Source organism: Brachybacterium sp. GCM10030252 (genome assembly GCF_042666535.1).
Taxonomy (GTDB): Bacteria; Actinomycetota; Actinomycetes; order Actinomycetales; family Dermabacteraceae; genus Brachybacterium.
On the sequence record NZ_JBHTDM010000036.1, the window covers coordinates 67,025 to 90,366 of the forward strand.

The following is a 23,342-nucleotide window of genomic DNA, read 5'->3' on the forward strand; positions in this document are numbered from 1 at the left end:
TCGCGCCGGCGCCTGACGTCCAGCACGCACCCGAGACGCGCCGATACGCTGAGCAGGACCGTTCCGGCTGATCCGGCCGGAACGACTGGGAGGCGTCCGTGTCCTGGTGGTCACCCCGGTCTTCAAAACCGGTGAGGGCGAGCATCTCGCCCTGGCGGGTTCGATTCCCGTCCGCCTCCGCTCCCGTCGGCCGAGAAGGAGGGGACCGTGCGCGAGGACCAGCGTGAGACCGCCGAGGACCCGCGCCGCCGCATCCCCCGCACCGACCGGCTGCTCGCCCACCCCGAGGTGGAACGAGCCCGCGCTGCGCTCGGCGAGCACGTCGTCCGCGGCGTGGTCCGCGCCGTGCAGGACCGCGCCCGCGGTGGCCACATCGCCCCCGAGGACGTGCCGGCCGAGGTGCTGCGCGCCCTCGGGGACCGGCCGTCGGCCTCCCTGCGGCCGGTGCTGAACGCCACCGGCGTCATCGTCCACACCAACCTCGGCCGCGCCCCGCTGTCCGAGCCCGCCCGGCAGGCCCTGCTCGAGGCCGCCGGGTACACCGACGTCGAATTCGACCTCGCCCAGGGCACCCGCTCCCGCCGCGGCGCCGGGGTGCGCACCGCACTGCTCGAGGCATGCCCCGACGCGGAGGACGCCCTCGTGGTCAACAACGGCGCCGCCGCCCTGGCCCTGACCACCACCGCCCTGGCCGCCGGGCCCGAGCGGGACGACGTCATCGTCAGCCGCGGGGAGCTCATCGAAATCGGCGCCGGCTTCCGCCTGCCCGATCTCATCACGTCGACCGGCCCCACGCTGCGCGAGGTCGGCACCACGAACCGCACCCACGTGGCCGACTACACCGACGCGATCGGCCCCGCCACCGCCTGCGTGCTGCGCATCCACACCAGCAACTACCGCATCAGCGGCTTCACCAGCGCGGTCCCGATCGCCGAGCTCGCCCCGATCTGCCGGGACGCCGGCATCCCCCTGATCGCCGATCTCGGCAGCGGACTGCTGACCCCCGAGGCCCTCCTGGCCGACGAGCCCGATATCGCGACCGCCCTCCGTGACGGCGCCGACCTGGTCATCGCCAGCGGCGACAAGCTCCTCGGCGGCCCCCAGGCCGGGATCCTGCTGGGACGGGCCGACGTCATCGCGCGCCTCGCCCGGCATCCCCTGGCCCGCGCCGTCCGCGCCGACAAGCTCGCGCTCGCCGCCCTCGAAGCCACGCTCGCAGGACCCACCGCACCGGTGCTCGAGGCGCTGCGCACCGATCCCGAGGCGCTTCGGGAGCGCACCGCTCGCCTCGCCGAACGGGTCGACGGGCGGCTCGTCCCGCACGACGGCCGCGTCGGCGGCGGGGGAGGCGCCGAAGTGCCGCTGCCCGGCTGGGCCGTCGCGCTCGAGCCCGAGCTCGCCTCCCCGCTGCGCACGGGCGATCCCGCCGTCGTCCCGACAGTGCGCGAGGGGGAGTGCCTGCTCGATCTGCGCTGCGTGCCGGAGGCCGACGACGACTCGCTGGTCGAGGCGGTCCGGGCGGCCCGGGACACGCTCGCCGGGCGCGAGGAGCGCCCCACGCGATGAGGCAGGTCATCGCCACCGCCGGACACGTCGACCACGGCAAGTCCACCCTGATCCGGGCGCTGACCGGCTCCGACCCCGACCGGCTGGCCGACGAGAAGCGCCGCGGGCTGACCATCGATCTCGGCTTCGCCTGGACCACCCTGCCCTCGGGCCGCGAGGTCTCCTTCGTCGATGTGCCCGGCCACGAACGATTCCTGGGCAACATGCTGGCCGGCATCGGCCCCGCGCCCATCGTCTGCTTCGTGGTCGCGGCCGACGAGGGCTGGCGGGACCAGTCCGCTGACCACCGCGACGCCATCGCCGCCCTCGGCATCGATCAGGGCATCCTGGTCATCACCCGCGCCGATCTGGCCCCGGACCGCGTGGAGGAGGTGATCGCCCAGGCGCGCGTCGAGCTCGCCGGCACCGGCCTCGGGCAGGCCCCGGCGCTCGCCGTCTCCGCCGTGACCGGGGCCGGGCTCGACGAACTGCGGGAGGCGCTCGACGTCGCGGTGACCGGCGCCCGGCAGCCCTCCCCGCACGAGCGGGTGAGACTGTGGGTGGACCGCTCCTTCACCATCTCCGGGGCCGGCACGGTGGTCACCGGAACCCTCGCTGCCGGCACCCTCGCTCGGGAGGACCGATTCGAGCTGTGCGGCGCCGAGCGTGGGGGAGAGGTCGTGGTGCGCGGCCTGCAGAGCCGCGGCGGCCCGGTGGAGCAACTCGGCCCCGTCAACCGCGCCGCGGTGAACCTGCGAGGTACTGCCCCGGAGGAGATCGGACGCGGGGACGCCCTGGTCACTCCCGGGGCATGGGAGGTCACCGGAAGCATCGACGTGCGCCGGGTGACCGGCGCGAGCTTCGCCGATGCGCCCACCGAGCTCGTGGTGCACGTGGGGACCGCCGCCGTTCCCGCCCGGGTGCGCCCGTTCGGGGACGACCATGCCCGTCTCACCCTCACGCGCAGCCTGCCGTTGAGCGTCGGGGACCGCATGGTGCTGCGCGGCGGCGGCAGCCGCCGGGTCCGCACCGGGGTGAGCGTGCTGGACGTGGATCCGCCGGCACTGGCCCGCCGGGGCGAGGGGACCCGGCGCCGCGAGACGCTCGAGGCCATGCCGCTGGCCGGTGATGCCGCCGCCGAGGTCGCACGGCGAGGTGCGGTGCGTGCCGAGATCCTGGCCCGCTTCGGGATCCCCCTCCCGTCGGGCCGCCTTCCCGGCGTGGAGCGTCACGGGGACTGGCTGGTGGATACGGACTCGATGGAGAGGTGGACGACCCGGCTGCGCGAGGCGGTGGCCGCCGACCGGGCCGGCGATGCTCTCTCGGCAGGCCTCCCGCGCAAGGCCGCGGCCGACGCCGTCGATCTGCCCGACCCCGGGCTGCTGGACGCGGTGGTGGCCGCCGCCGGCCTGAGCCAGGCCGACGGCCGGGTGCGGGACGCCGCTTCCGACGATGGGCTCGGGGCGGCGGAGGAGTCCCTGCGATCGCTCGAGACGCGCCTGGCTGCCGAACCGTTCAGTGCGCCGGAAGCCGATGACCTCCGCGGGCTGGGACTGGGCCCCCGCGAACTCGCCGCCGCCGCGCGCCAGGGACGGCTGCTGCGGCTGCCGGGCGAGGTGATCCTGCTGCCGACCGCGCCGGCCCTCGCGATGCGGGAGCTCGCAGCCCTGTCGCAGCCCTTCACCGCCTCCCAGGCGCGCCAGGCGCTCGGCACCACGCGCCGGGTCGCGATTCCGCTGCTCGAGCACCTGGACTCGCGCGGATGGACGCGCCGGCTCGATTCCGGATACCGGGAGGTCGTGCGCTGACTCGGACGAGCAGCACGACGGCTGTGCCGAGGATGAGGCCGGGACCGAAGGGCACGCGGCCGGTCAGCCCCCGGCGCCTGTGCCGGCTGTGGCCCTGCTGCCTCCTCCGTCACGGACGGAGACGCTGGTCTTGATCGTCCCCCTCCGCCCATGCGGGGCTCGAGGCCAGCCGGATGCCGGTCGCCGCGCTGACGGTGATCAGCCCGCGAAATACTCGTCGCACGTCGTTCCCTCGTCGTAATAAGCCTGTTCTTCGATCACCCAGGGATCAGAGTCGGATTCGTTCACCAGCGTGAAGCGGCCGACGCTTTCCTCCCGCTGGTTGGTGATCTCCACGGGCTCACCGTCCTTAGTGGCTTCCAACGCGCCGGAGTCCTGACAGAACTCCACGACCGCGGTCGTGTCTGTCTCTTCGACGACTTCCCAACTGGAGAGCTTCGTTTCCCCTGTGACCACGGCGCCTGATTCCGCTCGTTCCTGGTCGTCGGCTCGCTGCTTCTCCGCCAACTCGGGCACGAAGAAATCGTCGATGTAGCTGGTGTCCTTCCAGCCCTCGGCCGCGGCTGCATCCGAGGCTTCGAACGATGCCGCGATGCGTTCCTGTGGCGTCGCGTCCGCGGGATCCGCAGTGGGAGGGGCCTCGTGCGTCGTGGTCGGGGTGGTCGGGTCCTCGTCCCCGTTGCTGGTCGTGCAGGCGGCCAGGGGGAGGAGGGAGAGGCCGGCTGCGGTGATCGCGATGGTGGCGAGGGGCCGGTGTCGTGTGCGCAAGGGGTGGGTTCCTGAGATCGCGAGTCGGCGGGGCGTAGGGAGGCCCAGAGAGCGGTGTCGGGTCACGACCGGGTCGAAAGCCACTCCCGGTGCGCTGCGATGAGCGCATCCCGGGCTGCAGAATGGTCCGAGGCCCCCAGCAGCGCGGACGGTGAGGTCGGAGAGTCCCACAGCGCCCGGACCTCGACGGAGGAGCCGTCGCGCAGCTCGGCAATCGCCACGACACGTGAGGCCCCCGGCGGGGGAGGGAGGAGCCGGTGCAGCGTGTCCCAGCGCACCGCATGCTGCCGTCCCACGAATCCCGCCCACGTGAACCCGGTCTCGTCGATCAGCAGCCGGGACCGTCGTGCGCCCCACAGCACGAACGCGCCCCCGCCGACCGCGAGCGCAGCGGGAACGAAGAGCACGAGGAACGGCAGAGCCTCCAGGGCGATGGCGAGAACGATCGCCGCGATGCCCGCAGCGACGCCGATCAGCATCACCATCGGACCGATGACGTGATTGACGCGCGAGCCCGCGCTGCGCAGTGTCGTGGACATGAGATGCCTTCCGAGGACGTGGATGGCGAGGATCGGCCCCGCGTGCGGCCACACCCTATGGGTAGTCCTCCCCATCGCGCGCGGCGGACGGCACGTCTAGTGTCGTGAGCACGTCAGGGACGAGTGCGAGGAAAAGGGGTCGGTGGGCGCGATGGCGGGATTCTACGGAGCGGACACGGAACAGCTGCGCTCGCAGGCGAGCGCCTTCGGGCAGGGCGCCCAGCGCATCGCCGATCTCGCGGACACGGCCACAGCCCTGATCGATTCGGTCGAATGGGTCGGGCCCGACGCCACCGCGTTCCGTGAGCACTGGCACGGCACGGTGAGGCCCCGGATGCTGGCGAGCGAGCACGACATCCGCGGTTCGCAGCGGGAACTGGAGCAGCACGCGACCGAACAGGACCAGGCCTCCAGCGGCGGGATGCTGTACCTGCCCTCCCTCCCCGACTTCGGCCCCTTCCCGTTCCCGTACCCCATGCCGTTTACGATGCCGCTGCCCGGCGGTCCGTTGGACCCCGGCATCCTCCGCCGTGGGCTCGGGAATGCGTTCAGCGACTGGTTCACCGGCGGTGGGGGCAGCGGTCCGCAGGGGTTCTACGGCGGCCCGGGCTACGGCGTGGGAAATGCGGCGTCCGACGGGCGTCCCGTGGGGCAGTACTCGAGCGGCGGCTCGCACTGGGACGGTCGCGAGATCGACAACGAACTCGGGTACGCCGATGGCTACGCGAACACGCGGGCCAGTGCCGGACACAGCACCACCGTGGACGCCTATGGCAACACGACCCATACAGCCGGTGCTCGCGCCGGGGCGGAGATCGGGTTCGACGAGAAGCTGAACCTGCCCGGGGGCGCGAGCTACCAGACCGATGGCCGCGTGGGGGCGGAGGCGTACGGTGAGGCCGGAGTCACGTACGGTCCGGACGGAGCCAGCGCCGGTGCCGCTGCCGGAGCAGGCGCGTACGGCGACATCCACGGCACCCTGGCCGGACCGCACGGAGCCAGTGCCACCGTGGGCGCGACCGGCTACGCGGGCGCCGAAGCTCATGCGAACGCATATGCGCACGCGACACGCAATGACGAGGGCAATGTCAACGGCTTCACCTTCGGTGCGGACGCGGGGGCGTTCGCAGGGGCCAAAGCGGATGCCGATATCGCCGGGACATCGCCAGGCGGCTGGCTCTCCTCGTCCGCGTCGTTCGGCGTCGAGGCCGGCGCCGGTCTCGGCGGAAGCGTGGGCGGCACCGTGTCGACCGACGAAGTCGGCATTGCGGTCGGCGGGGATGTCGCCGCCGCTCTCGGCGTCAAGGCGGATCTCGCCGTGTCCATCCACCCCAATGAGATCGTCAACGACATCACGCCCGGCGACTACAACCTCGACGACGCCATCGGGGACGCAAAGGGCGCGTTCGACGGCGCCACCGAGGTGGCCGGCGACGTGGTCGGCGCCATCAACCCGTTCGACTGACACCGCCAACGCAGCCGCTGCTCAACGCCGCGGCTGCTGGACGTTCCAGGCGTGGTGCGCCCGCTGCACTGCGGCACCTGCACGGAGGTACCACGGCAAGAGGCCGGTACTGTCGTCGGCGCCCTGTGTCTTGCGCAGCGGGGAGACGGGCAGCACCCGACCGTCGTGCAGCTGCAGGGCGACCGCATCACCGTGATCGCCGCGTCCCGGCACGAGCACTCGGGCGACCTGGTCCCACCCGACCGTGGTGCGCGCGCCGAGCCCCGCGGGCCACGAGATCGACCGGGGCCCGACCCGTGCACAGGTCCTGGCCCCGATCACGAGCACGACGATTCCCACCACGGCGATGACTCCGCCGAGGGCGAGGACCGCCAGCCCGGCGAGCACGGAGCCGCGTACGAGGTGCACCAGGCCGTAGAGCCCGCTGAACAACCCGAGAACGACCATCAGCGCGCCGAACCACTTCAGACGCGTGCTGGTGGTGGACCGTACCGTGCTCATCAGACCCGCGGGGCCTCGGCCGCTCAGCTCTGCTTCTGCTTGACCGGCGGCTCTCCGAGCTCGACGTCCTCGGTGGTGATCTCTTCGACGTCCCGGGCCTCCAGCTCGAGTGCCTCGATCCGCCCCAGCGCCGTGAGGTCCGCCGAAGCGGCCTCGAGGTGCGCCGACGCGGCCTGCGGGGCGACCAGCCGCACCCGAAGGATCGGCGTCTTCTGCGAGACCTTCGCATCGGACTTCAGGCGGCGCAGCGAGATCGCGGCCTGGGCCACCGTCTCCAGCAGCGCGGCATCCTGCCCGGCGGAGGCCTCCCGCAGCGGAGCCGCCTCGGGCCAGGGCTGGGTGTGCACGCTGCCGTCGCGCCACCACGACCAGACCTCCTCGGTCGCGAACACGATCACCGGAGCGAAGAGGCGCAGCAGCACGTCCAGGGCGATCGCCAGCGCCGCGCGCGCCGAGGCGGCACCGGCCTCACCCGTCGGCCCGTTGCCGTGTGCGCGCTCCTTGACCAGCTCGATGTAGTCGTCGCAGAAGGCCCAGAAGAAGGGCTCCACGGCCTCGAGGCTGCGGGCGTAGTCCATGTCCTCGAACGCCGCGGTGGCCTGCTCCACGACCTGGGCGAGGTTCGCCAGCAGCGCCTTGTCCAGCGGATCGGTGAGGGCCGACGGGTCCGCCGCCAGGCGGCCGGCGGGATCGGCCGGAGCGGCACCGAATCCCAGGGCGAACTTGGAGGCGTTGAGGACCTTGATCGCCAGCCGTCGGCCGATCTTCATCTGACCCTCGTCGAACGCGGTGTCCACGCCCTGGCGGGCCCGGCCTGCCCAGTAGCGCACCCCGTCGGTGCCGTGCTGGTGCAGCAGCCCGATGGGGGTGACCACGTTGCCCTTGGATTTCGACATCTTCTTGCGGTCGGGGTCCAGGATCCAGCCGTTGATCGAGGCGTGCTTCCAGGGCAGCGCGTCCTGCTGCAGATGGGAGCGGACGACCGTGGAGAACAGCCAGGTGCGGATGATGTCGTGGCCCTGCGGGCGCAGGTCCATCGGGTACACCTTCGAGAACAGCTCCGGATCGGTGTTCCAGCCGCCGGCGAGCTGCGGGGTGAGCGATGAGGTGGCCCAGGTGTCGAGCACATCGGGGTCGGCGACGAAGCCGCCGGGCTGGTTCCGCTGGTCCTCGCTGTAGCCCTCGGGCACATCGATCGTGGGATCGATCGGCAGGGCGTCGACGGGCGGGGTCAGCACGGTCTCGTAGTCGGTCGTGCCGTCGGCGCCGACGGCGTACCAGATGGGGAAGGGCACGCCGAAGAAGCGCTGGCGGGAGATCAGCCAGTCACCGGTGAGGCCCTCGACCCAGTTGCGGTAGCGCGACTCCATGTACGGCGGGTGCCACGTCAGCTCGGTGCCGCGCTCGATGAGGGCGTCGCGCAGCCCGCCTCCGGACTGGTCGCGGCCACCGTTGGCGAGGTACCACTGGCGGGAGGTCACGTACTCCAGCGGCTTGTCGCCGTTCTCGTAGAACTTCACGGGGTGGGAGATCTTCTTCGGCTCGCCGACCAGGTCACCGGTCTCGGTGACCATCTCGACGACCTTCTTCCGGGCGCTGAAGACGGTCAGGCCCGCCAGCTCGGCGTAGCGCGCCCGGCCCTCGTCGGTGGTGATCCACGGGGCCTCGGCCACGAAGCGGCCGTCGCGGCCGATCACGCTGCGGGTGGGCAGTTCGAGCTCGCGCCACCAGGTGACGTCGTTGGCGTCGCCGAAGGTGCAGATCATGGCGATGCCCGCGCCCTTGTCCATCTGGGCGAGGGGATGGGCCATCACGGGGACCTCGACGCCGAACAGGGGAGAGGTGACGGTGGTGCCCAGCAGCTCCTGGTAGCGCTCGTCGTCGGGGTGGGCGACCAGGGCGACGCACGCCGGCAGCAGTTCGGGGCGGGTGGTCTCGATATAGACGGTGGAGTCTGCCTTCTCGGCCGCGTTCGTGCGGGTGAAGCCGATGCGGTGGTAGGCGCCGTCGCGGTCGCGGTCCTCCTGCTCGGCCTGGGCCACGGCGGTGCGGTAGGTGACGTCCCACATGGTGGGGGCCTCCGCCTGGTACGCCTGGCCCTTCTCGAGGTTCTCGAGGAAGGCGCGCTGACTGGTGGCGCGGGAGCGAGCGTCGATCGTCTGGTAGCTGTGGTTCCAGTCCACCGACAGGCCGAGCGTGCGGAAGACCTCCTCGAAGGACTTCTCATCGACCTCGGTGAGGCGCTCGCACAGCTCGATGAAGTTGCGGCGCGAGATCGGCAGCTGGTTCGCGGCCTTGGAGGACCTGTTGTCGCCGCCCTCCTGCGGAGGCGTGAAGTCCGGGTCGTAGGGCAGCGAGGGGTCGCAGCGCACCCCGAAGTAGTTCTGCACCCGGCGCTCGGTGGGCAGGCCGTTGTCGTCCCAACCCAGCGGGTAGAACACGTTCTTGCCGCGCATGCGCTGGTAGCGCACGATCATGTCGGCCTGCGAGTAGCCGAACACGTGGCCGATGTGCAGCGAGCCCGACGCGGTCGGCGGCGGGGTGTCGACGCTGAAGACCTGCTCGCGGGTGGTGTCGGGATCGAACGCGTACAGCTCCTGCTCACTCCATACGCCGTCCCACTTCTCCTCGAGGCCCTCGAGCGAGGGACGATCGGGAAGGGCAGGGTTCTGGCGCGGAGCGATATCGGTCATGGGCTCATTGTTCCAGGTCTGCCGGCCAGTGCAACGCGGGAGCATGTGGCGTGCGCGTCCCCTCGGCGGCGTCACGGCACGCGGTGGGTCCACTCCTCGGTGCCGAACTTGGTGGCCACCAGGTCTCGGGCCTTGCCGAGCTCGTCCTCGGTGTAGGCCGACTCGCGGGTGTCGTAGCGAGAGCGGAAGTGCTCGAGGAAGCCCTCGATGATCTGCTCGCGGGCCATGCCGGTCTGCGAGCGGATCGGGTCCACGCGCTTGTTCGCGCTGCGGGTGCCCTTGTCGGACATCTTCTCCCGGCCGATCCGGAGCACCTCGCCCATCTTGTCGGCGTCGATGTCGTAGGACATCGTCACGTGGTGCAGCAGCACCCCGCCGGCGAAGCGGCGCTGGGCGGCCCCGCCGATCTTGCCCTGCTCGGACGCGATGTCGTTCAGCGGCACGTAGTGCGCCCGCACGCCGATCTCGGCGAGTGCCCCCATCACCCAGTCGTCGAGGTAGGCGTAGGCCTGCTCGAAGCTCAGCCCCTCGACCAGCGAGGTGGGCACGACCAGGGAGTAGGTGATGCAGTTGCCCTGCTCCATGAACATCGCGCCGCCGCCGGTGATGCGCCGCACCACGCCGATGCCGTGGCGGGCGGCGCCCTCGGGGTCGATCTCGTTGCGCACCGACTGGTACGAGCCGATGACCACCAGGGGCGAGTCCCAGTCCCAGATCCGCAGCAGCGGGCCGCGCCGGCCGGCGGCCACCTCGAGCGGCAGCACCTCGTCGAGGGCGACGTGCATCACCGGAGCCATCGCCACCGGGCCGATCACGTCGAAGGTGAGGTCATCCCAGCTGGAGGCGTGCCCGAGCGCCCGGCGCACGGCGATGGCCACGGCCTCGGTGCTGAAGCCGATCATCTCCACCCCGTCGAGACGCGCATCGAGCGCAGCGGTGAGCTCAGCGGCGGAGGCGTCGGTCTCCATGCCGACCAGCGCCGCGTTCATGTCCTCGAGCGCGTCGTCCGGCTCGAGGAAGAAGTCGCCGAACACGTGGGCCGTGGCGATGCGGCCCTCCCGCTCCGTGACCTCGGCGGAGACCAGCTTGCCGCCACGAACCTTGTACTGACCGTGCATTACAGGGGCATCCATACCCTCATCTTCGCGCATGCGGGCGCGTCAGGCGATGGTCAGGGAGCGCAGCGCACGGTGGACCTCCCACACGAAGTCCGCGGTGGAGTGGCTCTTGCGCGGGGCGACTGCGTACGTCTCGGTGGGCCGGTCCGGGCTCTCCTCCCGGGTGACGCGAGGAATGAGGCTGTCCCACTCGCGGCTGCCGCCCACCCAGATCCGATAGGTGGCACCGGAGTCGTCCCCGCGGTACAGCAGGCGCAGCCCCATGGTGGTCGCGCTCAACGCCGGCTGCCGACGGGCCGGGGCGAGGTCGAACCCGCGGTCGCGCAGCAGCATGGGGTTGAAGATGGCCCACAGCAGCAGCCGCGCGCTCTCCACCTCCGGGGAGGCGGCGGCGCCGATCAGCTCACCCGGGGCGGGCAGGTCGCCGGTCTCGCTGCGCCAGGCCGTGCGGCGCTGGATGGTCCCCAGCCGCTCCTTCGCGGCCGCACGGTCGGCGTCGGTCTCGAGCCGGCCGATGCCGAGAGGGACTGATGTGGAGCCGGTGCGGGCGAAGCGGACCGGGCTGCCCTGCTCCACCGCGCCGAACTCCAGGCCTGTCCGCAGGCGGCTCACCCCGGCCTGCAGGTGGGCGTCGGTCTGACCTCGCCGGGTGGAGAAGTGCGGACTCGTGCCGAGCAGGGTCCGGCTGGCCTGGTGGAACACGTCGAGGTGGGCGCGGAACTCCTGCGCTGTCCGCGACTTGGTGAGCAGCCGCTTGGGATCGATCGGGTACTGCTCGACCGGTCGCCCCGCGTTCTGCCCGATCTCGCCGATGGTCTCCCACAGATGCCCGTGGCCCGAATCGGCCTTGGGCAGGTCCGTGCCCAGCTGTTCCCAGGTGGTGAGCACGACGCCCTCGGGCACGTCCTCCTCCGTGTGCCGGGCGATGGCCACGAGGAGGTGGAGGGGAGAGGAGCCGAGGGTTCGGCGCAGATCCCACAGCTCCTTGGCGCTGAAGCCGCCGCCCACGCGCAGCGCGACGGCCAGGCGCGCGCCGTCGTCGGACTTCGTGGAGCTGGGCAGCAGTTCGGCCACCAGATCCGGGGCCTTCTTGCGGAGGCGGGGAGGGGCGGCGATGCTGCCGGTGGTGTGCTCGGTGCGTGCGACTGTGCCCAGAAACGCCTCGCGGCTCTTCGGCGACATGAGGACGAACTCGAGCATGTGGCGCAGGATGGCCTCGGCCCGCGTGTTCGCGTCGTACCAGGCCTCCTGATCCGGGGCGGGCACGGACCGATCGACGGCATAGGTCAGCATCTGTCCGACAGTGGCGTACGAGCGGGCCATGTTCCTCCCTTACCTGCGGTTCCCCGGTGCGCGATGGTGGGACAGTATCGCCCGCCCACAGTCTGCATCAGTGCAGGGAGAGAGGACAGGCGTGTCGACCTGCTCGGACTCGACCGGCTCAGAACGGTGGGAGGTCGGCAGGTGCATCCCCGGCGGGCGGTTCGGGATCCGAGCGCCGGCTGCTGCCATGGACTCGCCGCTCGACATCCTCCCGGCGGCGCTGATGGGCCTGCCAGGCGACATCCAGCGCGGCGACGAGATGCGGGGTGGCGAGGTCGGTGTCCTCGCAGGTGCGGGTGCGGATCACCGAGTCGATCTCCCAGTCCGTCGTGATCGGCCCCGGGGGAGCCGTACCGGGGTCAGGACCGCGCTCAGGATCGCGCTGCGGGTCGATACGGCCTGCCGTCTTGAGCTGGTGGTGGCGCCAGCAGAGCCGGTGGAGGTTCACGAGCGTGGTCTGCCCGCCCCCTGCGGGATGCCCGTGGTCGAACTCGACGATGTGATCGTCCTCGGCCGCGAGCGCCGTGGGCCGGTGGCAGCCGGGGGCGGCGCAGACGGGATGGCGCAGGCGGAGCTGTTCGCGCATCTGAGCACTGGGCTTGTAGGTCGTCGCCGTGGTGGGGAGGTAGGCGCCGGTCGCGGGATCGGTGAGGATCCGGTGCCAGGTGCTGCCGGTCTCACCGGCCAGAGCCCGAGCCTGATCGGCGGGGATCGGAGTCGTGCCGTCGAGCATGCCGGGCGCGTCCGTCGCTCCGAGCAGGGTGAGGGCCGGCACGGTGACGTTGATCGTGACGGGCTGGGCCGTCTCCTCGACCGGGTCGATGTCCAGCACGGAACGGGTGAGGATCGCGTACCGCAGCGCGCTGCGAGGCAGAGCTCTGCCCCGGTCGCGGACGTCGTCGTCGAGGTCGAACGGGACCGGGGTCTCGCCGTCCTCCCGCAGCGCGTGGCGCTGGGCCTGCTGCACGGTGCGGGCGGAGGAGTCCAGCCGCCTCGCGAGCGCCGCGATCTCCGGGATCGGGCCGGTGATCGACATCGTCGCGGTGCCGCACTGAGGGTCGTCGACCTCGACGGTGACGTTCCGCTGCGCCTGTGGGGGAGGCGTGGGCATGTCGGCTGTGATCAGGGCGATGAGGTGGGAGAGGTGACGGTCGAACTGGGAGCGGGAGATCGACGGGAGATCCCACGTCGCGACGTGGTGGTCGGTCAGACGGATCTGCTCCTCGTCCAGGCGCCGGACCTTCCGCAGCAGGTGGTGGTGCCACTCCTCCGGAAGGTCGCCCTCACCCAGTCGGGAGAAGGTCTCGGGCATGATCTCGACCGCCAGGTGCGCGTCACGGATCATGCCCTGTGCTCTGCGGGTGGAGCAGCGCATGGCGGTGGCGATCTTCAGTGCGGCGACATAGGCGTCGTCCAGGCGCCCGGCGGTATCGGGATCCTCGGTGAAGAACTCGCTCATCGTCTCGAGCTGGGCGGCGTACGCGCGGGTGCGGTACTGCATGCGCCGGTGGAGGTGCAGCACTCGATCAGCCTGGTCGGTGTCCGGCTCGGCGTCAGCTGCGGCGATGATCCGCTCGTCGGTGAGCGGTTTGCGCGCCCTCACGGACCACACCGGGATGGGCCGGTCCGGGTCCGCTGCAGGAGGCTCGAGGGCGTCGAGCAGTGCCGGCGCCGGGTCCTGCAGCTCGCCGCCCATGTCAGCTCCTCTCCGATCGTGGCCCTGCCGTGAATGCGTGTCGCTTGCGCACCGAAAGAGTTTCACAATGCTCTGCCGCGCCCTCGTCGAATGCCTGGGAGAGTGTGTAACGGCTTTCGTGTCGGTGTAGCTTCTAGCGTACCTGTTGTGGCCATTGCGCGAAAGAGCTATCGGGGATGTGCGGAGATTTGTGGACGAGTGGTCGGTGGGGAGGACCGGAGTGATTTTCGCTCCGTCTGCGCGCCTGTCACATCACGGTCTGCTCGCGAATTCGTGCTTCTCTCCCGCGACCCGTGCCGTGAGGGTTCACCAGGAATGTCGCGACAGCCCGCGGGCGCGGGAAAATGCAGGAAAATATACGGATCGCATCTCGGTGTCAGCTTCCGGGATTCGTGTCCCGTGCGTCGGCCATGCGGTTTCTAGCCGACCCCGCCACGGGCATAGATCTGCCGCACCAGATCCTCGATGGCCGGCTCGGTCAGGGAGAGGTCACGCACCTCGGCCTGGGCATTGATCGCGGACAGCAGGGCCGGGACCGTCAGCTCCGTGCCGGAGAACCGGATGCGGTGGCGGATCCCGTCGGCCTCCACCGCCAGCTTCTCGGCCCCGCGCGGCAGGTCGAGCCCGGCCACCGGCTCGGCGAGATCCACGATCAGCTCGCGCGGTGCCCCGAGGTGCTCGCGGAACGAGTCCAGCGGACCGTCGTAGGCGACCGTGCCGGAGTTGACCACCACGATCCGCTCGCACAGCCGCTCCACGTCGCCCATGTCGTGCGTGGTCAGGAACAGGGTGGTGCCGCGCTCTTCGCGGTCGGTGCGCAGGAAGCGGCGCAGCCCTTCCTTCGAGACCATGTCCAGCCCGATCGTCGGCTCGTCGAGCACCACCAGGTCGGGGGAGTGGAGCAGAGCGGCGGCCACCTCGCCCCGCATCCGCTGTCCCAGCGACAGCTGCCGCACCGGCCGGCCGAGGAAGCCGCCGAGGTCGAGCCCGTCGACGAGCCTCTCCAGTCGCGCCTCGCGCTGACGGTCGGTGAGGCGGTGCATCGAGCCCAGGATCGTATAGCTCTCGCGCAGCGGCAGATCCCACCACAGCTGCGAGCGCTGGCCGAACACGACGCCGATCTCCCGGGTGAGCCGACGCCGCTCGGGCACCGGGTCGCGGCCCAGCACGCGCAGCGATCCCGACGTCGGCTGCAGGATCCCGGTCATCATCTTGATCGTCGTGGACTTGCCGGCGCCGTTCGCGCCGACGAACCCCACGGACTCGCCGCGGTCGATGCGCAGGCTGATGTCATCGACCGCCCGGACCACCTGGCGCCGGCGGCGCCGGGAACCGGGCACGGGAGCGCGCACGACGTAGTCGCGGCGCAGGTTCGTGAGCCAGGCGGCCGGATCGGGGCGACCACGCGCGCTGTCGGGCTGCGGGGGCTCGGGTGTGGACTGGGGGAGATTCATCCGCCGGCTCCTGTGTATCTGCGGACCCCGGCGCGCCAGAGCAGGCCGGCGACGATCCAGGCGAGGATCGCGGCGGGCAGACCCATCCAGCCGGCCCACTGCGGGACCAGCTGGGGACCGGGCAGGTCCAGCAGCGCGAGGGTGGGGGCGTAGGCGACCAGGGTCGCCGGGATGACGAAGGTGAAGAAGGCGCGCATCGGCAGGGCGAACACGGCGCCGGGCGTGGTGGCGACGTAGTTGCCGCCGTAGGTGAAGGCGTTGGCGAACTCGCGCCCGTCGACCAGCCAGAACTGCAGGGCTCCGGCCATCGTGAACAGCGCGCCGAACAGCAGCGCCCCGGCGAGCGGAGCCAGGATCGCCAGCATCACTCCGGTGGCGCTGGGCTGGAACCCGGCGAGGCTCAGGGCGACGACGTACATCGCCAGGCCCACGAGGATCCGGCCCAGGCGTCGCAGGGAGAGGTCGAGGCTGGAGATCTGCAGCAGCATCGGCACCGGGCGGATCAGCAGCGTCTCGAGCTTCCCGGAGCGGATCGAGGCGGAGAGTCCGTCGATCTCGCCGAAGAACATGTCCGCCAGGCCGAAGGCGAGGGCGCCGAGCCCGTAGACCACGGCGACCTGGGCGAGGTCCATGCCGCCGAGGGTGCCGACCTGGGCGAGGATCACCCACAGCTCGAGGAACTCCGTGGCCACGACCAGAACCTGCCCCGCGATGTCGGAGGCGAAGCTGGTGCGGAACGTGGCCTGCGAACGGATCCGTGATCCGTACAGGGTCGCGACCATCCGGGCCGTGGAGACGGGACGGTCTGTGCGCGGGGTGCGGGACGTCTCAGCCACCCTGGACCTCCACACTGCGCACGCCGGCCCGCAGCATCAGGTAGGCGGCGCCGAGGAGCGCTGCCACCCACAGCACCTGCACGCCGACCATCCCGACCGCTTCGGCGGGCGGCACCCGGCCCGAGAGCGTGTCGATCGGGGTCTGGATCATCGAGGGGAACGGCGTGGCCCGGGCGATGGCCAGCAGCCAGTCCGGGAACCACACGATGGGGATGAGGAACCCGGACAGCAGGTTCATCACGGTGGTGTAGACGACGCTCAGCCCACGGATCTCCAGCAGCCAGAACGCCGTCAGGTTCACCATCATGTCCGCCAGGAAGGCGAGGGTGATGGCCAGCAGCAGCGACAGCGCCCCCAGCAGGTAGGAGCTCGGCTCCTCGGGAAGGGCGAGACCCGTGACGATCGCGCCGACGGCCAGCGGCGGGACCCCGCGCCCCAGCAGCAGGAAGCCCGAGCGGCCGAGCTTCTGCGCGTAGTACAGTCCCAGGAACGACGTCGGGCGCAGCAGGTCGACGGCGACCTCACCCTGGTGGACCCGCTGGGAGACCTCCCGCGTGCCGAAGGCCTCGATGGGGGCGAGCAGCGCCTGGCCGAGCCAGACGTAGGTGGCCGCCTGGGCGATGCTGTACCCGCTGAGCTCGCCGCCCGCCGAGGTGATCGCCGCGAACATGATCGAGGCCCGGATGAATCCGAAGACGGTGTTGGTGAAGACGCCCGCGGCGGTCGCCATCCGGTACGTCGAGTACTGCCGGAAGGAGGCGGCGGCGATCCTCCCGTAAGCAGACACTCGCGCGATACTAGGGGGCCGTGTCGGCGGTCACAAGGGGTTCGGCGTGGTTCGACGCGATTGGTGCGGCCCGCTACTACGCTGTCCCGGTTCTCGTTCCTTCGATCGAACCGGATGATCCCCATGAGCACCGCTGCTGAGTCCGCCCGTCCCGGAACCGCCACCGGGCGGACGGACGACGATCCTCCCGCCCTGTCCCGCGCCCGGCGGCGTCTCGGGCTGCTGCCCCGGATCGTCGTCGCGATCATGCTCGGCGTACTCCTGGGCCTGGTCATGCCCGAGGCGATCGCCCGCGTGTTCACGACCTTCAACGGTCTCTTCTCCGCGTTCCTGGAGTTCCTCATCCCGCTGATCATCGTGGGCCTGGTGACCCCGGCCATCGCGGAGCTCGGGCGCGGGGCGGGACGGATGCTCGCCGCCACCGCGGGCATCGCCTACCTCTCCACCCTGCTGTGCGGGATGTTCGCCCTCGCCGTCTCCCTGCTCGTGCTGCCGCGACTGATCGGCGGCGCGGAGGTCGCCACGCTGGAGAACCCCGAGGACTCCGCGATCGCTCCGTACTTCAGTCTCGAGATCCCGCCGGTGTTCGAGGTGATGACCGCCCTGATCCTCGCGTTCTGCCTCGGCATCGGGCTCACCCTGGTCCCGCGCGGTGCGCTGCAGGAGTCCTTCGAGCAGCTGCGCACGATCGTCGTCCGCACCATCGAGGCGATCATCATCCCGCTGCTGCCGCTGTTCATCTTCGGCATGTTCCTCGGGCTGACCATGAACGGCCAGATCTGGACGGTGATCGGCACCTTCCTGGCCGTCGTGCTGCTGGTGCTGGCGATGACCGTGGTGGTGCTGCTGGCCCAGTTCTCCCTCGCGGGCTGGGCGAGCGGCCGCAACCCGCTGCGCATGCTGTGGACGATGGCGCCGGCCTACGCGACCGCGCTGGGCACCAGCTCCTCGGCGGCGACCATCCCGGTGACCATCGAGTGCACCAAGCGCAACGGGGTCCCCGCCGCGATCGCCGACTTCGTCGTGCCGCTGTGCGCGACCATCCACCTCGCCGGCTCCACCCTGAAGATCACCACCTTCGCCGTGGCCATCATGATCGTCACCGGCACGCCCCTGGACGTCGGCGCCCTGATCGGCTTCGTCGCCATGCTCGGCGTGGTGATGATCGCCGCTCCCGGGGTCCCCGGCGGCGCGATCATGGCGGCCGCGGGCGTGCTGTCCTCCGTGCTCGGCTTCAGCGAAGCCGCCGTCGGCCTGATGATCGCCGCCTACATCGCGATCGACTCCTTCGGCACCGCCACCAACGTCACCGGTGACGGCGCCATCGCCGCGCTCATGTCCCGGCTGCGCACAGGCCGCCTCCCGCAGGCGGCCGAGGGTGCGCCGCGTCCGGAGATGCACGGGGTCTGACCGCCGCTCCCGTTGACGGTCCCCTCAGCCGCACGTAGCCTTCTCATATGAAGATGTCATCAGATGTGCAGGTGTCGTCGCGGGTCGGCGACAATCCCGGTGATGACCTGGTCGACCCGGGGCGGGTCGCGCTCGCCCGTGAGCGCATGCCCGCCGACGCAGACGTGGCCGACACCGCGGACGTCTTCTCCCTGCTCGGCGAGCCGAACCGGCTGGCGATGCTGCTCGCCCTCCTGGACGGGGAGCTGTGCGTGCACGACCTGGCCGCGGTGACCGGGCAGTCCGACTCCTCGACCTCGCACGCCCTGAAGCTGCTGCGCGCCCATCGCGTCGTCGCCCCGCGGCGCGACGGGCGCCGCGTCTTCTACCGGCTCGATGATCCGCACGTGCGGATGCTGCTCGATCTCGCGGTGGCCCACACCGCGCACACCGAGGCCGCCCATCCCGAACGCGAGGGGCACAGCTGATGGCTGCGGGGCACTCGCACTCCCACGGATCCGCCCATGAGGCGCTGAGCGCCGGCGGCCGCCACCGCTCGCGCCTCGCGCTCGCCGCGGTGCTGGTCGGCGCGTTCTTCCTGGTCGAACTGATCGCCGCGCTGGTCTCGGGCTCGCTCGCGCTGCTGTCCGACGCCGGGCACATGGCGGCCGACGTCCTGGTCCTGTCGGCCGCGCTCGGGGCGACCGTGATCGCGGGCCGTCCCGATCGCAGCGGGCGCCGCAGCTTCGGCCTGTACCGGGTGGAGGTCTTCGCCTCGCTGCTCGCCGTGCTGGTCATGCTGGCCGTCGCCGCCTGGGTGATCATCGAGGCGCTCGGCCGGATCGGCGAGGCGACGAGCGTCGGCACGGGGGTGATGCTCGTGGTCGGGCTGCTCGGCCTCGCGGTGAACCTCGTGGTGATGCGGCTGCTGGCCAAGGGTGCGCAGGAGAGCCTGAACGTCAAGGGTGCCTACCTCGAGGTCCTCGCCGACACGGTCGGCTCCCTCGGTGTGGTGATCGCGGCCGTGCTGGTGGCGCTGACCGGATCGACGCTCGCGGACACGGTCGTCGCCCTGGCGATCGGCGTCTTCGTCGCCGTGCGGGCGGTGATTCTGGGCCGCGAGGTTCTCGGCGTGCTCGCCCAGACGACCCCCCGGCACCTGGTCCCCGCCGAGGTCGAGGAGGACCTGGCCGGGGTCGCGGGCGTGAGCGAGGTGCACGACCTGCACCTGTGGACGCTCACCTCGGGGATGGACGTGGCGACCGCTCACCTGCGCATCGACCACGGCTGCGACCCCCACGGGGTGCTCGACGAGGCCGAGGTGCTGCTGCGTGACCGCCACGGGCTGGAGCACTGCACGCTGCAGATCGAGCCGGAGGACCACCGCAGCGACCACGAATCCGCGTGGTGAGCCCGCCGCCCGGGGCGGCGGGGATCGTATGCTCGGAGCCATGACTTCCGCCGCCGCAGCATCCGAGACCTCCGCGCCCGGCACAGCGCCGCTGACCGCCGTCGTCACCGGTGCCTCCTCCGGCATCGGCCGCGCCACCGCCACCCGCCTGGCCGCCGACGGGTGGCGCGTGCTCGCCGTCGCCCGACGCGAGGAGAAGCTCCGCGAGCTCGCCGCCGAGACCGGCTGCGAGATCCTCGCCGTCGACGTCACCGACGACGACTCCGTGGCGGCGCTGGCCGCCCGCGTCGAGGACCTCTTCGGCGGCACCCTGAACTCGATCGTCCACGTCGCCGGCGGCGCCCTCGGCGTCGATCCGGTCGCCGAGGCGGATCTGGAGAAGTGGCAGGGGATGTACGAGTCCAACGTGCTCGGCGCCCTGCGGGTCACCCGGGCGCTGCTGCCCGCGGTGCGTGCGAGCGGCCGCGGTGACGTGCTGTTCGTGACCTCGGTGGCCGCCCACGAGGCCTACCCCGGCGGCTCCGGCTACAACGCCGCCAAGGCCGGCGAGCACATGCTCGCCCGTACCCTGCGTCTGGAGCTGAACGGGGAGAAGGTGCGCGTGATCGAGGTGGCCCCGGGAATGGTCCGCACCGAGGAGTTCTCCCTGGTGCGGCTCGGTGACCGGGACGCGGCCGACAAGGTCTACGAGGGCGTCGAGAACCCGCTGACGGCCCAGGACTGCGCCGACGTCATCGCCTACGCCCTCAGCGCCCCCCACCACGTCAATCTCGACCTGGTCACCGTGCGCCCCCTCGCCCAGGCCGCCGCGCACCGGGTCGCCCGGCACCAGGGAGTCTGATGGCCCACGGGGCCGGGCCTCCCGCGGCCCGGGTCGCAGACCACCGGACGGAGCGGCCGGACCTGCGCCGGGTGCTCGCCCTGTTCCGCCCCTACCGCGGCACCCTGCTCGCCGTGCTGGCCCTGATCGCGATCGCGGCGGCCGCCGGGGTCGTCTCCCCGTTCCTGATCCGCGAGATCGTCGACGTCGCCCTGCCCGAGCAGCGCGCGGACCTCCTGGCCTGGGCCGTCGGCGGCCTGGTCGCCGTCACCATCGTCTCCAGCGCCCTCGGCGTCACCCAGGCGATGCTGTCCACGCGCGTGGGCCAGGCCGTCATGCACGACCTGCGCGTCTCCCTGTACGGGCACCTGCAGCGTCTGGGCTTGGGTTTCTTCACCCGTACCCGCACGGGAGAGATCCAGTCCCGCATCTCCTCGGACATCGGATCCATGCAGGCCGTGGTCACCACGGTCATGACCCAGATCGTCTCCGCCGGCGCCGGCGTGGTGATGGCTCTGGTCGCGATGGTGGCGCTGGACTGGCGGCTGACTCTGTTCTCGCTCATCGCGCTGCCGCTGGCGGTGTGGATGAACCGGCGGGTGGGGCGCCGCCGGCGGGTCATCGTCCGCACCCGGCAGGAGAAGGCCGCGGATCTCTCCGCGGGCATCCAGGAGTCGCTGTCCGTCTCCGGCGTGCTGCTGGGGCTGACGATGGGGCGCTCGCAGGCGCTGACGGAGGCCTTCACCGCGGACTCGCGCGAGCTCGCCGACCTCGAGGTGCGCTCCGAGATGGCCGGCCGCTGGCAGATGGCCGTGTTCACCACCGTCATGGCCCTGTTCCCGGCGCTGACCTACTTCGTCGGCGGCCATCTGCTGTTCCGCGACTCCGGGGGAGGGGGCGTCACCATCGGCACCCTGGTCGCCTTCATCGCCCTGCAGTCCAGCCTGTTCCCCCAGATCAACGGCCTGCTGCGGGTCGCCACCCAGATCAACAGCTCCCTCGCCCTGTTCACCCGCGTCTTCGAATACCTCGACATCCCGGTCACCGTCGACGACGCCCCCGATGCCGTCCGGCTCGACGTGGCCCGGGTGCGCGGCGAGATCCGCTTCGAGAACGTCTCGTTCGCCTACCCCGAGGCGGACGAACCGGCGCTGCGGGGCCTGGACCTCGTCGTCCCCGCCGGGAAGCACACGGCCGTGGTGGGCACCACCGGATCCGGCAAGACCACCACCGGATATCTCATGGCCCGCCTCTACGACCCCGATTCCGGTCGCATCACCCTGGACGGTCACGACCTCCGCCAGGTCGCCCGCGAATCGCTCGCCGAGAGCCTCGGGGTGGTCACCCAGGAGACCTACCTGCTGCACGCGACCGTCGCGGAGAACCTGCGCTTCGCCCGGCCGGACGCCCAGGACGAGGATCTCGAGCGCGCCTGCCGGATCGCCCAGATCCACGAGCACATCGCGGGCCTGCCCGACGGGTACGCCACCGTGGTGGGCGAGCGCGGGTACCGGTTCTCCGGCGGCGAGAAGCAGCGTCTCGCGCTGGCCCGCGCCATCCTCCGCGACCCGCCGGTGCTGCTGCTGGACGAGGCGACCTCCGCGCTCGACGTCGCCACCGAGCGGGCGATGTCCGGGGCGCTCGGCGCTCTCGCCCGCGGGCGCACCACGGTCTCGATCGCCCATCGGCTCTCGACCGTCCGCGACGCCGATCAGATCCTCGTCATGTCCCACGGCGAGATCATCGAGCGCGGCACCTTCGCGGAGCTGGTCGCCCGCGGTGGCGCGTTCGCCCAGCTCGCCGCGCAGGATTCCTCCGGCCAGGGCGCACTGCGGTAGCCCGGCGCAGCCCGGTCGGCGCGCCGCCTACGACCAAAGGGGGAGAGGGATCTCCACCGCTGGCGGGATGTGCGGGAGCGGCCCGCGGAGCGAGGATCGGAGCATCGCCGGGCGCACCCGCCCGGCGGTGACCACAGCTCCGAGCGGACAGGACGCCATGATGGCGATGACGCACCCCGACGACCCCTCGTCCCGGCACCGCGGCGGCAAGCCCGCCGCCGGCCGACCGGTCCTGTTCGTGCTGCTGCTGGGGCTGGCGGCGGTCGGGGTCCTCTGGCTGCTGGTGGCGGGCCCGAGCATCACCGTGCCGCTCGCCGTGGCCTCGGCAGCGGGACTGATGGCGCTGGTGGGCCTGACCTGGGTGGTGGCCGGGCCGCGACTGTGACGAGCGAGCGCTCAGACGTCGATCTCGATCTCGCCCTCGCCACGGGAGACGCAGGTGATCATCTGATCATCCTTCTCGTCGTCCATGAGGAACTCGTCCATGTGCTCCACCTCGCCGGAGACCAGGGGGACCACGCAGGTGCCGCACACGCCGCCCTCGCAGGAATAGTCCATCGGGATGCCGGCGTCGAGCAGCGCTTGCAGGAGGGATTGCCCTTCCTGGACCTCGACCGTCATGCCCGACTTCAGGCACTTGGCGGTGAAGGGCTCTCCGAACAGCGACATGGGTGCTCCTCCAAGCTGGATCGTCCCGACGCCCGGGATCTGTGACGTCGGCGGGAACGCGCCCACCAATATCCCACGCCGGCGGCTCAGGCGAACAGGACCGGCCGCCCAGCGTGAGCCCTGTCTCAGCATGGCGGGCTCAGGCGGCGTTCCCCTCCTGGCCCTCGCCGTGACCGTCCTCCTCGTCGTCCTCCTGGGATCGGGGCGGTGCGGGGGCTGCCGCGGAGCCGGGGGTGGGCGAGGCGACGGAGGCCCGGTCGCCGTGACCGGTCGAGCCGGTTGCACCGGTGGTCGGGGCCGACGGGCTCAGGGCGAGCGCGGCCGGACCGAAGCTGAGGACCAGCATGGCGGTGGCGCCGAGGGCTGCGGCACCGGCAGTGGCCCGGTCGCGCAGGCCGCGATGGGCCGCAGCGCTCCCGGCCTCGGAGAAGGTGCCCTCGGGCAGTCCCGCGCACTCCTCCGCCCCAGGGATGTGCGACGAGGGGCGCGGACGATGCGCGGAGCGGGACTCGTCCTCCATGTCGGTTCCTCCTTCAGGGACCTGCCGGCGATCTGCCGATGGGGCCATCCCATGACGTCGACCTGAACTGCGGCTGTGCACACCGCGCGGTTTCTCTGTGCCCCGCGGCGCCGGGACCCGGTTCCGCCGTGGGCCGAGTCGCCGTGTCATCCGCATCTCCTG

The 23,342-nt window shown here is 71.5% G+C and carries 21 protein-coding genes and 1 tRNA gene; 10 read left to right on the forward strand and 12 right to left on the reverse strand.

Annotated features, from left to right (window positions below; all coding sequences use genetic code 11):
• Nucleotides 1-88: 88 nt before the first annotated feature.
• From ACFQRJ_RS16485 to ACFQRJ_RS16495, 3 genes are all read left to right on the forward strand, one after another.
• Nucleotides 89-180 (forward strand) — tRNA-Sec (locus tag ACFQRJ_RS16485).
• 27 nt (nucleotides 181-207) lie between these two features.
• Nucleotides 208-1,566, forward strand: coding sequence for an L-seryl-tRNA(Sec) selenium transferase (selA, locus tag ACFQRJ_RS16490; RefSeq protein ID WP_377020309.1), 1,359 nt, complete (start codon nucleotides 208-210; stop codon nucleotides 1,564-1,566).
• Nucleotides 1,563-3,353: a SelB C-terminal domain-containing protein gene (locus ACFQRJ_RS16495; RefSeq protein ID WP_377020310.1), complete on the forward strand. Its 1,791-nt coding sequence runs from the start codon at nucleotides 1,563-1,565 to the stop codon at nucleotides 3,351-3,353. The genes selA and ACFQRJ_RS16495 overlap by 4 nt, the downstream gene beginning before the upstream one ends.
• 198 nt (nucleotides 3,354-3,551) lie before the next feature.
• Here ACFQRJ_RS16495 and ACFQRJ_RS16500 read toward each other — a convergent pair whose 3' ends face one another.
• Nucleotides 3,552-4,121: a hypothetical protein gene (locus ACFQRJ_RS16500; protein WP_377020311.1), complete on the reverse strand. Its 570-nt coding sequence runs from the start codon at nucleotides 4,119-4,121 to the stop codon at nucleotides 3,552-3,554.
• Nucleotides 4,122-4,183: 62 nt separating this feature from the next.
• Nucleotides 4,184-4,660, reverse strand: coding sequence for a hypothetical protein (locus ACFQRJ_RS16505; RefSeq protein ID WP_377020312.1), 477 nt, complete (start codon nucleotides 4,658-4,660; stop codon nucleotides 4,184-4,186).
• Nucleotides 4,661-4,811: 151 nt separating this feature from the next.
• Between ACFQRJ_RS16505 and ACFQRJ_RS16510 the strand changes: the two genes are divergently transcribed.
• On the forward strand, nucleotides 4,812-6,125 hold the full coding sequence (locus ACFQRJ_RS16510; protein WP_377020313.1) for a WXG100 family type VII secretion target: 1,314 nt from the start codon (nucleotides 4,812-4,814) through the stop codon (nucleotides 6,123-6,125).
• Between the two features lie 21 nt (nucleotides 6,126-6,146).
• On the opposite strand, the gene ACFQRJ_RS16515 is transcribed toward ACFQRJ_RS16510, so the two are convergent.
• The 8 genes from ACFQRJ_RS16515 to ACFQRJ_RS16550 form a co-directional block, all read right to left on the reverse strand.
• The gene (locus ACFQRJ_RS16515; RefSeq protein ID WP_377020314.1) at nucleotides 6,147-6,626 is read right to left on the reverse strand and encodes a hypothetical protein; all 480 of its coding nucleotides are present in this window, start codon (nucleotides 6,624-6,626) and stop codon (nucleotides 6,147-6,149) included.
• A 23-nt stretch (nucleotides 6,627-6,649) separates the two neighbouring features.
• Nucleotides 6,650-9,319, reverse strand: coding sequence for a valine--tRNA ligase (valS, locus tag ACFQRJ_RS16520; RefSeq protein ID WP_377020315.1), 2,670 nt, complete (start codon nucleotides 9,317-9,319; stop codon nucleotides 6,650-6,652).
• 71 nt (nucleotides 9,320-9,390) lie between these two features.
• Nucleotides 9,391-10,437: a biotin/lipoate A/B protein ligase family protein gene (locus tag ACFQRJ_RS16525; RefSeq protein ID WP_377020419.1), complete on the reverse strand. Its 1,047-nt coding sequence runs from the start codon at nucleotides 10,435-10,437 to the stop codon at nucleotides 9,391-9,393.
• Nucleotides 10,438-10,479: 42 nt separating this feature from the next.
• The gene (locus ACFQRJ_RS16530) at nucleotides 10,480-11,760 is read right to left on the reverse strand and encodes a hypothetical protein (protein WP_377020316.1); all 1,281 of its coding nucleotides are present in this window, start codon (nucleotides 11,758-11,760) and stop codon (nucleotides 10,480-10,482) included.
• Nucleotides 11,761-11,878: 118 nt separating this feature from the next.
• Nucleotides 11,879-13,456, reverse strand: coding sequence for an HNH endonuclease (locus ACFQRJ_RS16535; RefSeq protein WP_377020317.1), 1,578 nt, complete (start codon nucleotides 13,454-13,456; stop codon nucleotides 11,879-11,881).
• A 419-nt stretch (nucleotides 13,457-13,875) separates the two neighbouring features.
• Nucleotides 13,876-14,910, reverse strand: a complete 1,035-nt coding sequence (locus ACFQRJ_RS16540; RefSeq protein WP_377020318.1) for an ATP-binding cassette domain-containing protein — start codon at nucleotides 14,908-14,910, stop codon at nucleotides 13,876-13,878.
• Nucleotides 14,907-15,746, reverse strand: a complete 840-nt coding sequence (locus tag ACFQRJ_RS16545) for an ABC transporter permease (RefSeq protein WP_377020319.1) — start codon at nucleotides 15,744-15,746, stop codon at nucleotides 14,907-14,909. The genes ACFQRJ_RS16540 and ACFQRJ_RS16545 overlap by 4 nt, the downstream gene beginning before the upstream one ends.
• Nucleotides 15,739-16,533 (reverse strand): ABC transporter permease, encoded by a 795-nt coding sequence (locus ACFQRJ_RS16550; protein ID WP_377020320.1) that lies wholly within the window; start codon nucleotides 16,531-16,533, stop codon nucleotides 15,739-15,741. Before ACFQRJ_RS16550 ends, ACFQRJ_RS16545 begins: the two co-directional genes overlap by 8 nt.
• 123 nt (nucleotides 16,534-16,656) lie before the next feature.
• Between ACFQRJ_RS16550 and ACFQRJ_RS16555 the strand changes: the two genes are divergently transcribed.
• The 6 genes from ACFQRJ_RS16555 (at nucleotide 16,657) to ACFQRJ_RS16580 (ending at nucleotide 22,376) form a co-directional block, all read left to right on the forward strand.
• The gene (locus ACFQRJ_RS16555; protein WP_377020321.1) at nucleotides 16,657-17,943 is read left to right on the forward strand and encodes a dicarboxylate/amino acid:cation symporter; all 1,287 of its coding nucleotides are present in this window, start codon (nucleotides 16,657-16,659) and stop codon (nucleotides 17,941-17,943) included.
• A 47-nt stretch (nucleotides 17,944-17,990) separates the two neighbouring features.
• On the forward strand, nucleotides 17,991-18,410 hold the full coding sequence (locus ACFQRJ_RS16560; RefSeq protein ID WP_377020322.1) for an ArsR/SmtB family transcription factor: 420 nt from the start codon (nucleotides 17,991-17,993) through the stop codon (nucleotides 18,408-18,410).
• Nucleotides 18,410-19,333, forward strand: a complete 924-nt coding sequence (locus ACFQRJ_RS16565; RefSeq protein ID WP_377020323.1) for a cation diffusion facilitator family transporter — start codon at nucleotides 18,410-18,412, stop codon at nucleotides 19,331-19,333. The genes ACFQRJ_RS16560 and ACFQRJ_RS16565 overlap by 1 nt, the downstream gene beginning before the upstream one ends.
• A 40-nt stretch (nucleotides 19,334-19,373) precedes the next feature.
• Nucleotides 19,374-20,174 (forward strand): SDR family oxidoreductase, encoded by an 801-nt coding sequence (locus ACFQRJ_RS16570; protein ID WP_377020324.1) that lies wholly within the window; start codon nucleotides 19,374-19,376, stop codon nucleotides 20,172-20,174.
• Nucleotides 20,174-21,991 (forward strand): ABC transporter ATP-binding protein, encoded by a 1,818-nt coding sequence (locus ACFQRJ_RS16575; RefSeq protein ID WP_377020325.1) that lies wholly within the window; start codon nucleotides 20,174-20,176, stop codon nucleotides 21,989-21,991. Before ACFQRJ_RS16570 ends, ACFQRJ_RS16575 begins: the two co-directional genes overlap by 1 nt.
• 160 nt (nucleotides 21,992-22,151) lie before the next feature.
• Nucleotides 22,152-22,376 (forward strand): hypothetical protein, encoded by a 225-nt coding sequence (locus tag ACFQRJ_RS16580; RefSeq protein ID WP_377020326.1) that lies wholly within the window; start codon nucleotides 22,152-22,154, stop codon nucleotides 22,374-22,376.
• Between the two features lie 11 nt (nucleotides 22,377-22,387).
• On the opposite strand, the gene ACFQRJ_RS16585 is transcribed toward ACFQRJ_RS16580, so the two are convergent.
• Nucleotides 22,388-22,660 (reverse strand): 2Fe-2S iron-sulfur cluster-binding protein, encoded by a 273-nt coding sequence (locus ACFQRJ_RS16585; RefSeq protein ID WP_377020327.1) that lies wholly within the window; start codon nucleotides 22,658-22,660, stop codon nucleotides 22,388-22,390.
• A 139-nt stretch (nucleotides 22,661-22,799) separates the two neighbouring features.
• Nucleotides 22,800-23,180, reverse strand: coding sequence for a hypothetical protein (locus ACFQRJ_RS16590; RefSeq protein WP_377020328.1), 381 nt, complete (start codon nucleotides 23,178-23,180; stop codon nucleotides 22,800-22,802).
• Nucleotides 23,181-23,342: the final 162 nt, after the last annotated feature.

What these genes read in the sequence shown, in the direction of transcription:
- ACFQRJ_RS16580 (WP_377020326.1), top strand. Translation starts at nt 22,152, where the DNA reads ATGGCGATGACGCACCCCGACGACCCCTCGTCCCGGCACCGCGGCGGC.
- ACFQRJ_RS16510 (WP_377020313.1), top strand. Translation starts at nt 4,812, where the DNA reads ATGGCGGGATTCTACGGAGCGGACACGGAACAGCTGCGCTCGCAGGCG.
- ACFQRJ_RS16525 (WP_377020419.1), bottom strand. Translation starts at nt 10,437, where the DNA reads ATGCACGGTCAGTACAAGGTTCGTGGCGGCAAGCTGGTCTCCGCCGAG.
- ACFQRJ_RS16590 (WP_377020328.1), bottom strand. Translation starts at nt 23,180, where the DNA reads ATGGAGGACGAGTCCCGCTCCGCGCATCGTCCGCGCCCCTCGTCGCAC.
- valS (WP_377020315.1), bottom strand. Translation starts at nt 9,319, where the DNA reads ATGACCGATATCGCTCCGCGCCAGAACCCTGCCCTTCCCGATCGTCCC.
- ACFQRJ_RS16555 (WP_377020321.1), top strand. Translation starts at nt 16,657, where the DNA reads ATGAGCACCGCTGCTGAGTCCGCCCGTCCCGGAACCGCCACCGGGCGG.
- ACFQRJ_RS16530 (WP_377020316.1), bottom strand. Translation starts at nt 11,760, where the DNA reads ATGGCCCGCTCGTACGCCACTGTCGGACAGATGCTGACCTATGCCGTC.
- ACFQRJ_RS16570 (WP_377020324.1), top strand. Translation starts at nt 19,374, where the DNA reads ATGACTTCCGCCGCCGCAGCATCCGAGACCTCCGCGCCCGGCACAGCG.
- ACFQRJ_RS16505 (WP_377020312.1), bottom strand. Translation starts at nt 4,660, where the DNA reads ATGTCCACGACACTGCGCAGCGCGGGCTCGCGCGTCAATCACGTCATC.
- ACFQRJ_RS16560 (WP_377020322.1), top strand. Translation starts at nt 17,991, where the DNA reads ATGAAGATGTCATCAGATGTGCAGGTGTCGTCGCGGGTCGGCGACAAT.
- ACFQRJ_RS16515 (WP_377020314.1), bottom strand. Translation starts at nt 6,626, where the DNA reads ATGAGCACGGTACGGTCCACCACCAGCACGCGTCTGAAGTGGTTCGGC.
- ACFQRJ_RS16495 (WP_377020310.1), top strand. Translation starts at nt 1,563, where the DNA reads ATGAGGCAGGTCATCGCCACCGCCGGACACGTCGACCACGGCAAGTCC.
- ACFQRJ_RS16535 (WP_377020317.1), bottom strand. Translation starts at nt 13,456, where the DNA reads ATGGGCGGCGAGCTGCAGGACCCGGCGCCGGCACTGCTCGACGCCCTC.
- ACFQRJ_RS16565 (WP_377020323.1), top strand. Translation starts at nt 18,410, where the DNA reads ATGGCTGCGGGGCACTCGCACTCCCACGGATCCGCCCATGAGGCGCTG.
- ACFQRJ_RS16585 (WP_377020327.1), bottom strand. Translation starts at nt 22,660, where the DNA reads ATGTCGCTGTTCGGAGAGCCCTTCACCGCCAAGTGCCTGAAGTCGGGC.
- ACFQRJ_RS16575 (WP_377020325.1), top strand. Translation starts at nt 20,174, where the DNA reads ATGGCCCACGGGGCCGGGCCTCCCGCGGCCCGGGTCGCAGACCACCGG.
- ACFQRJ_RS16540 (WP_377020318.1), bottom strand. Translation starts at nt 14,910, where the DNA reads ATGAATCTCCCCCAGTCCACACCCGAGCCCCCGCAGCCCGACAGCGCG.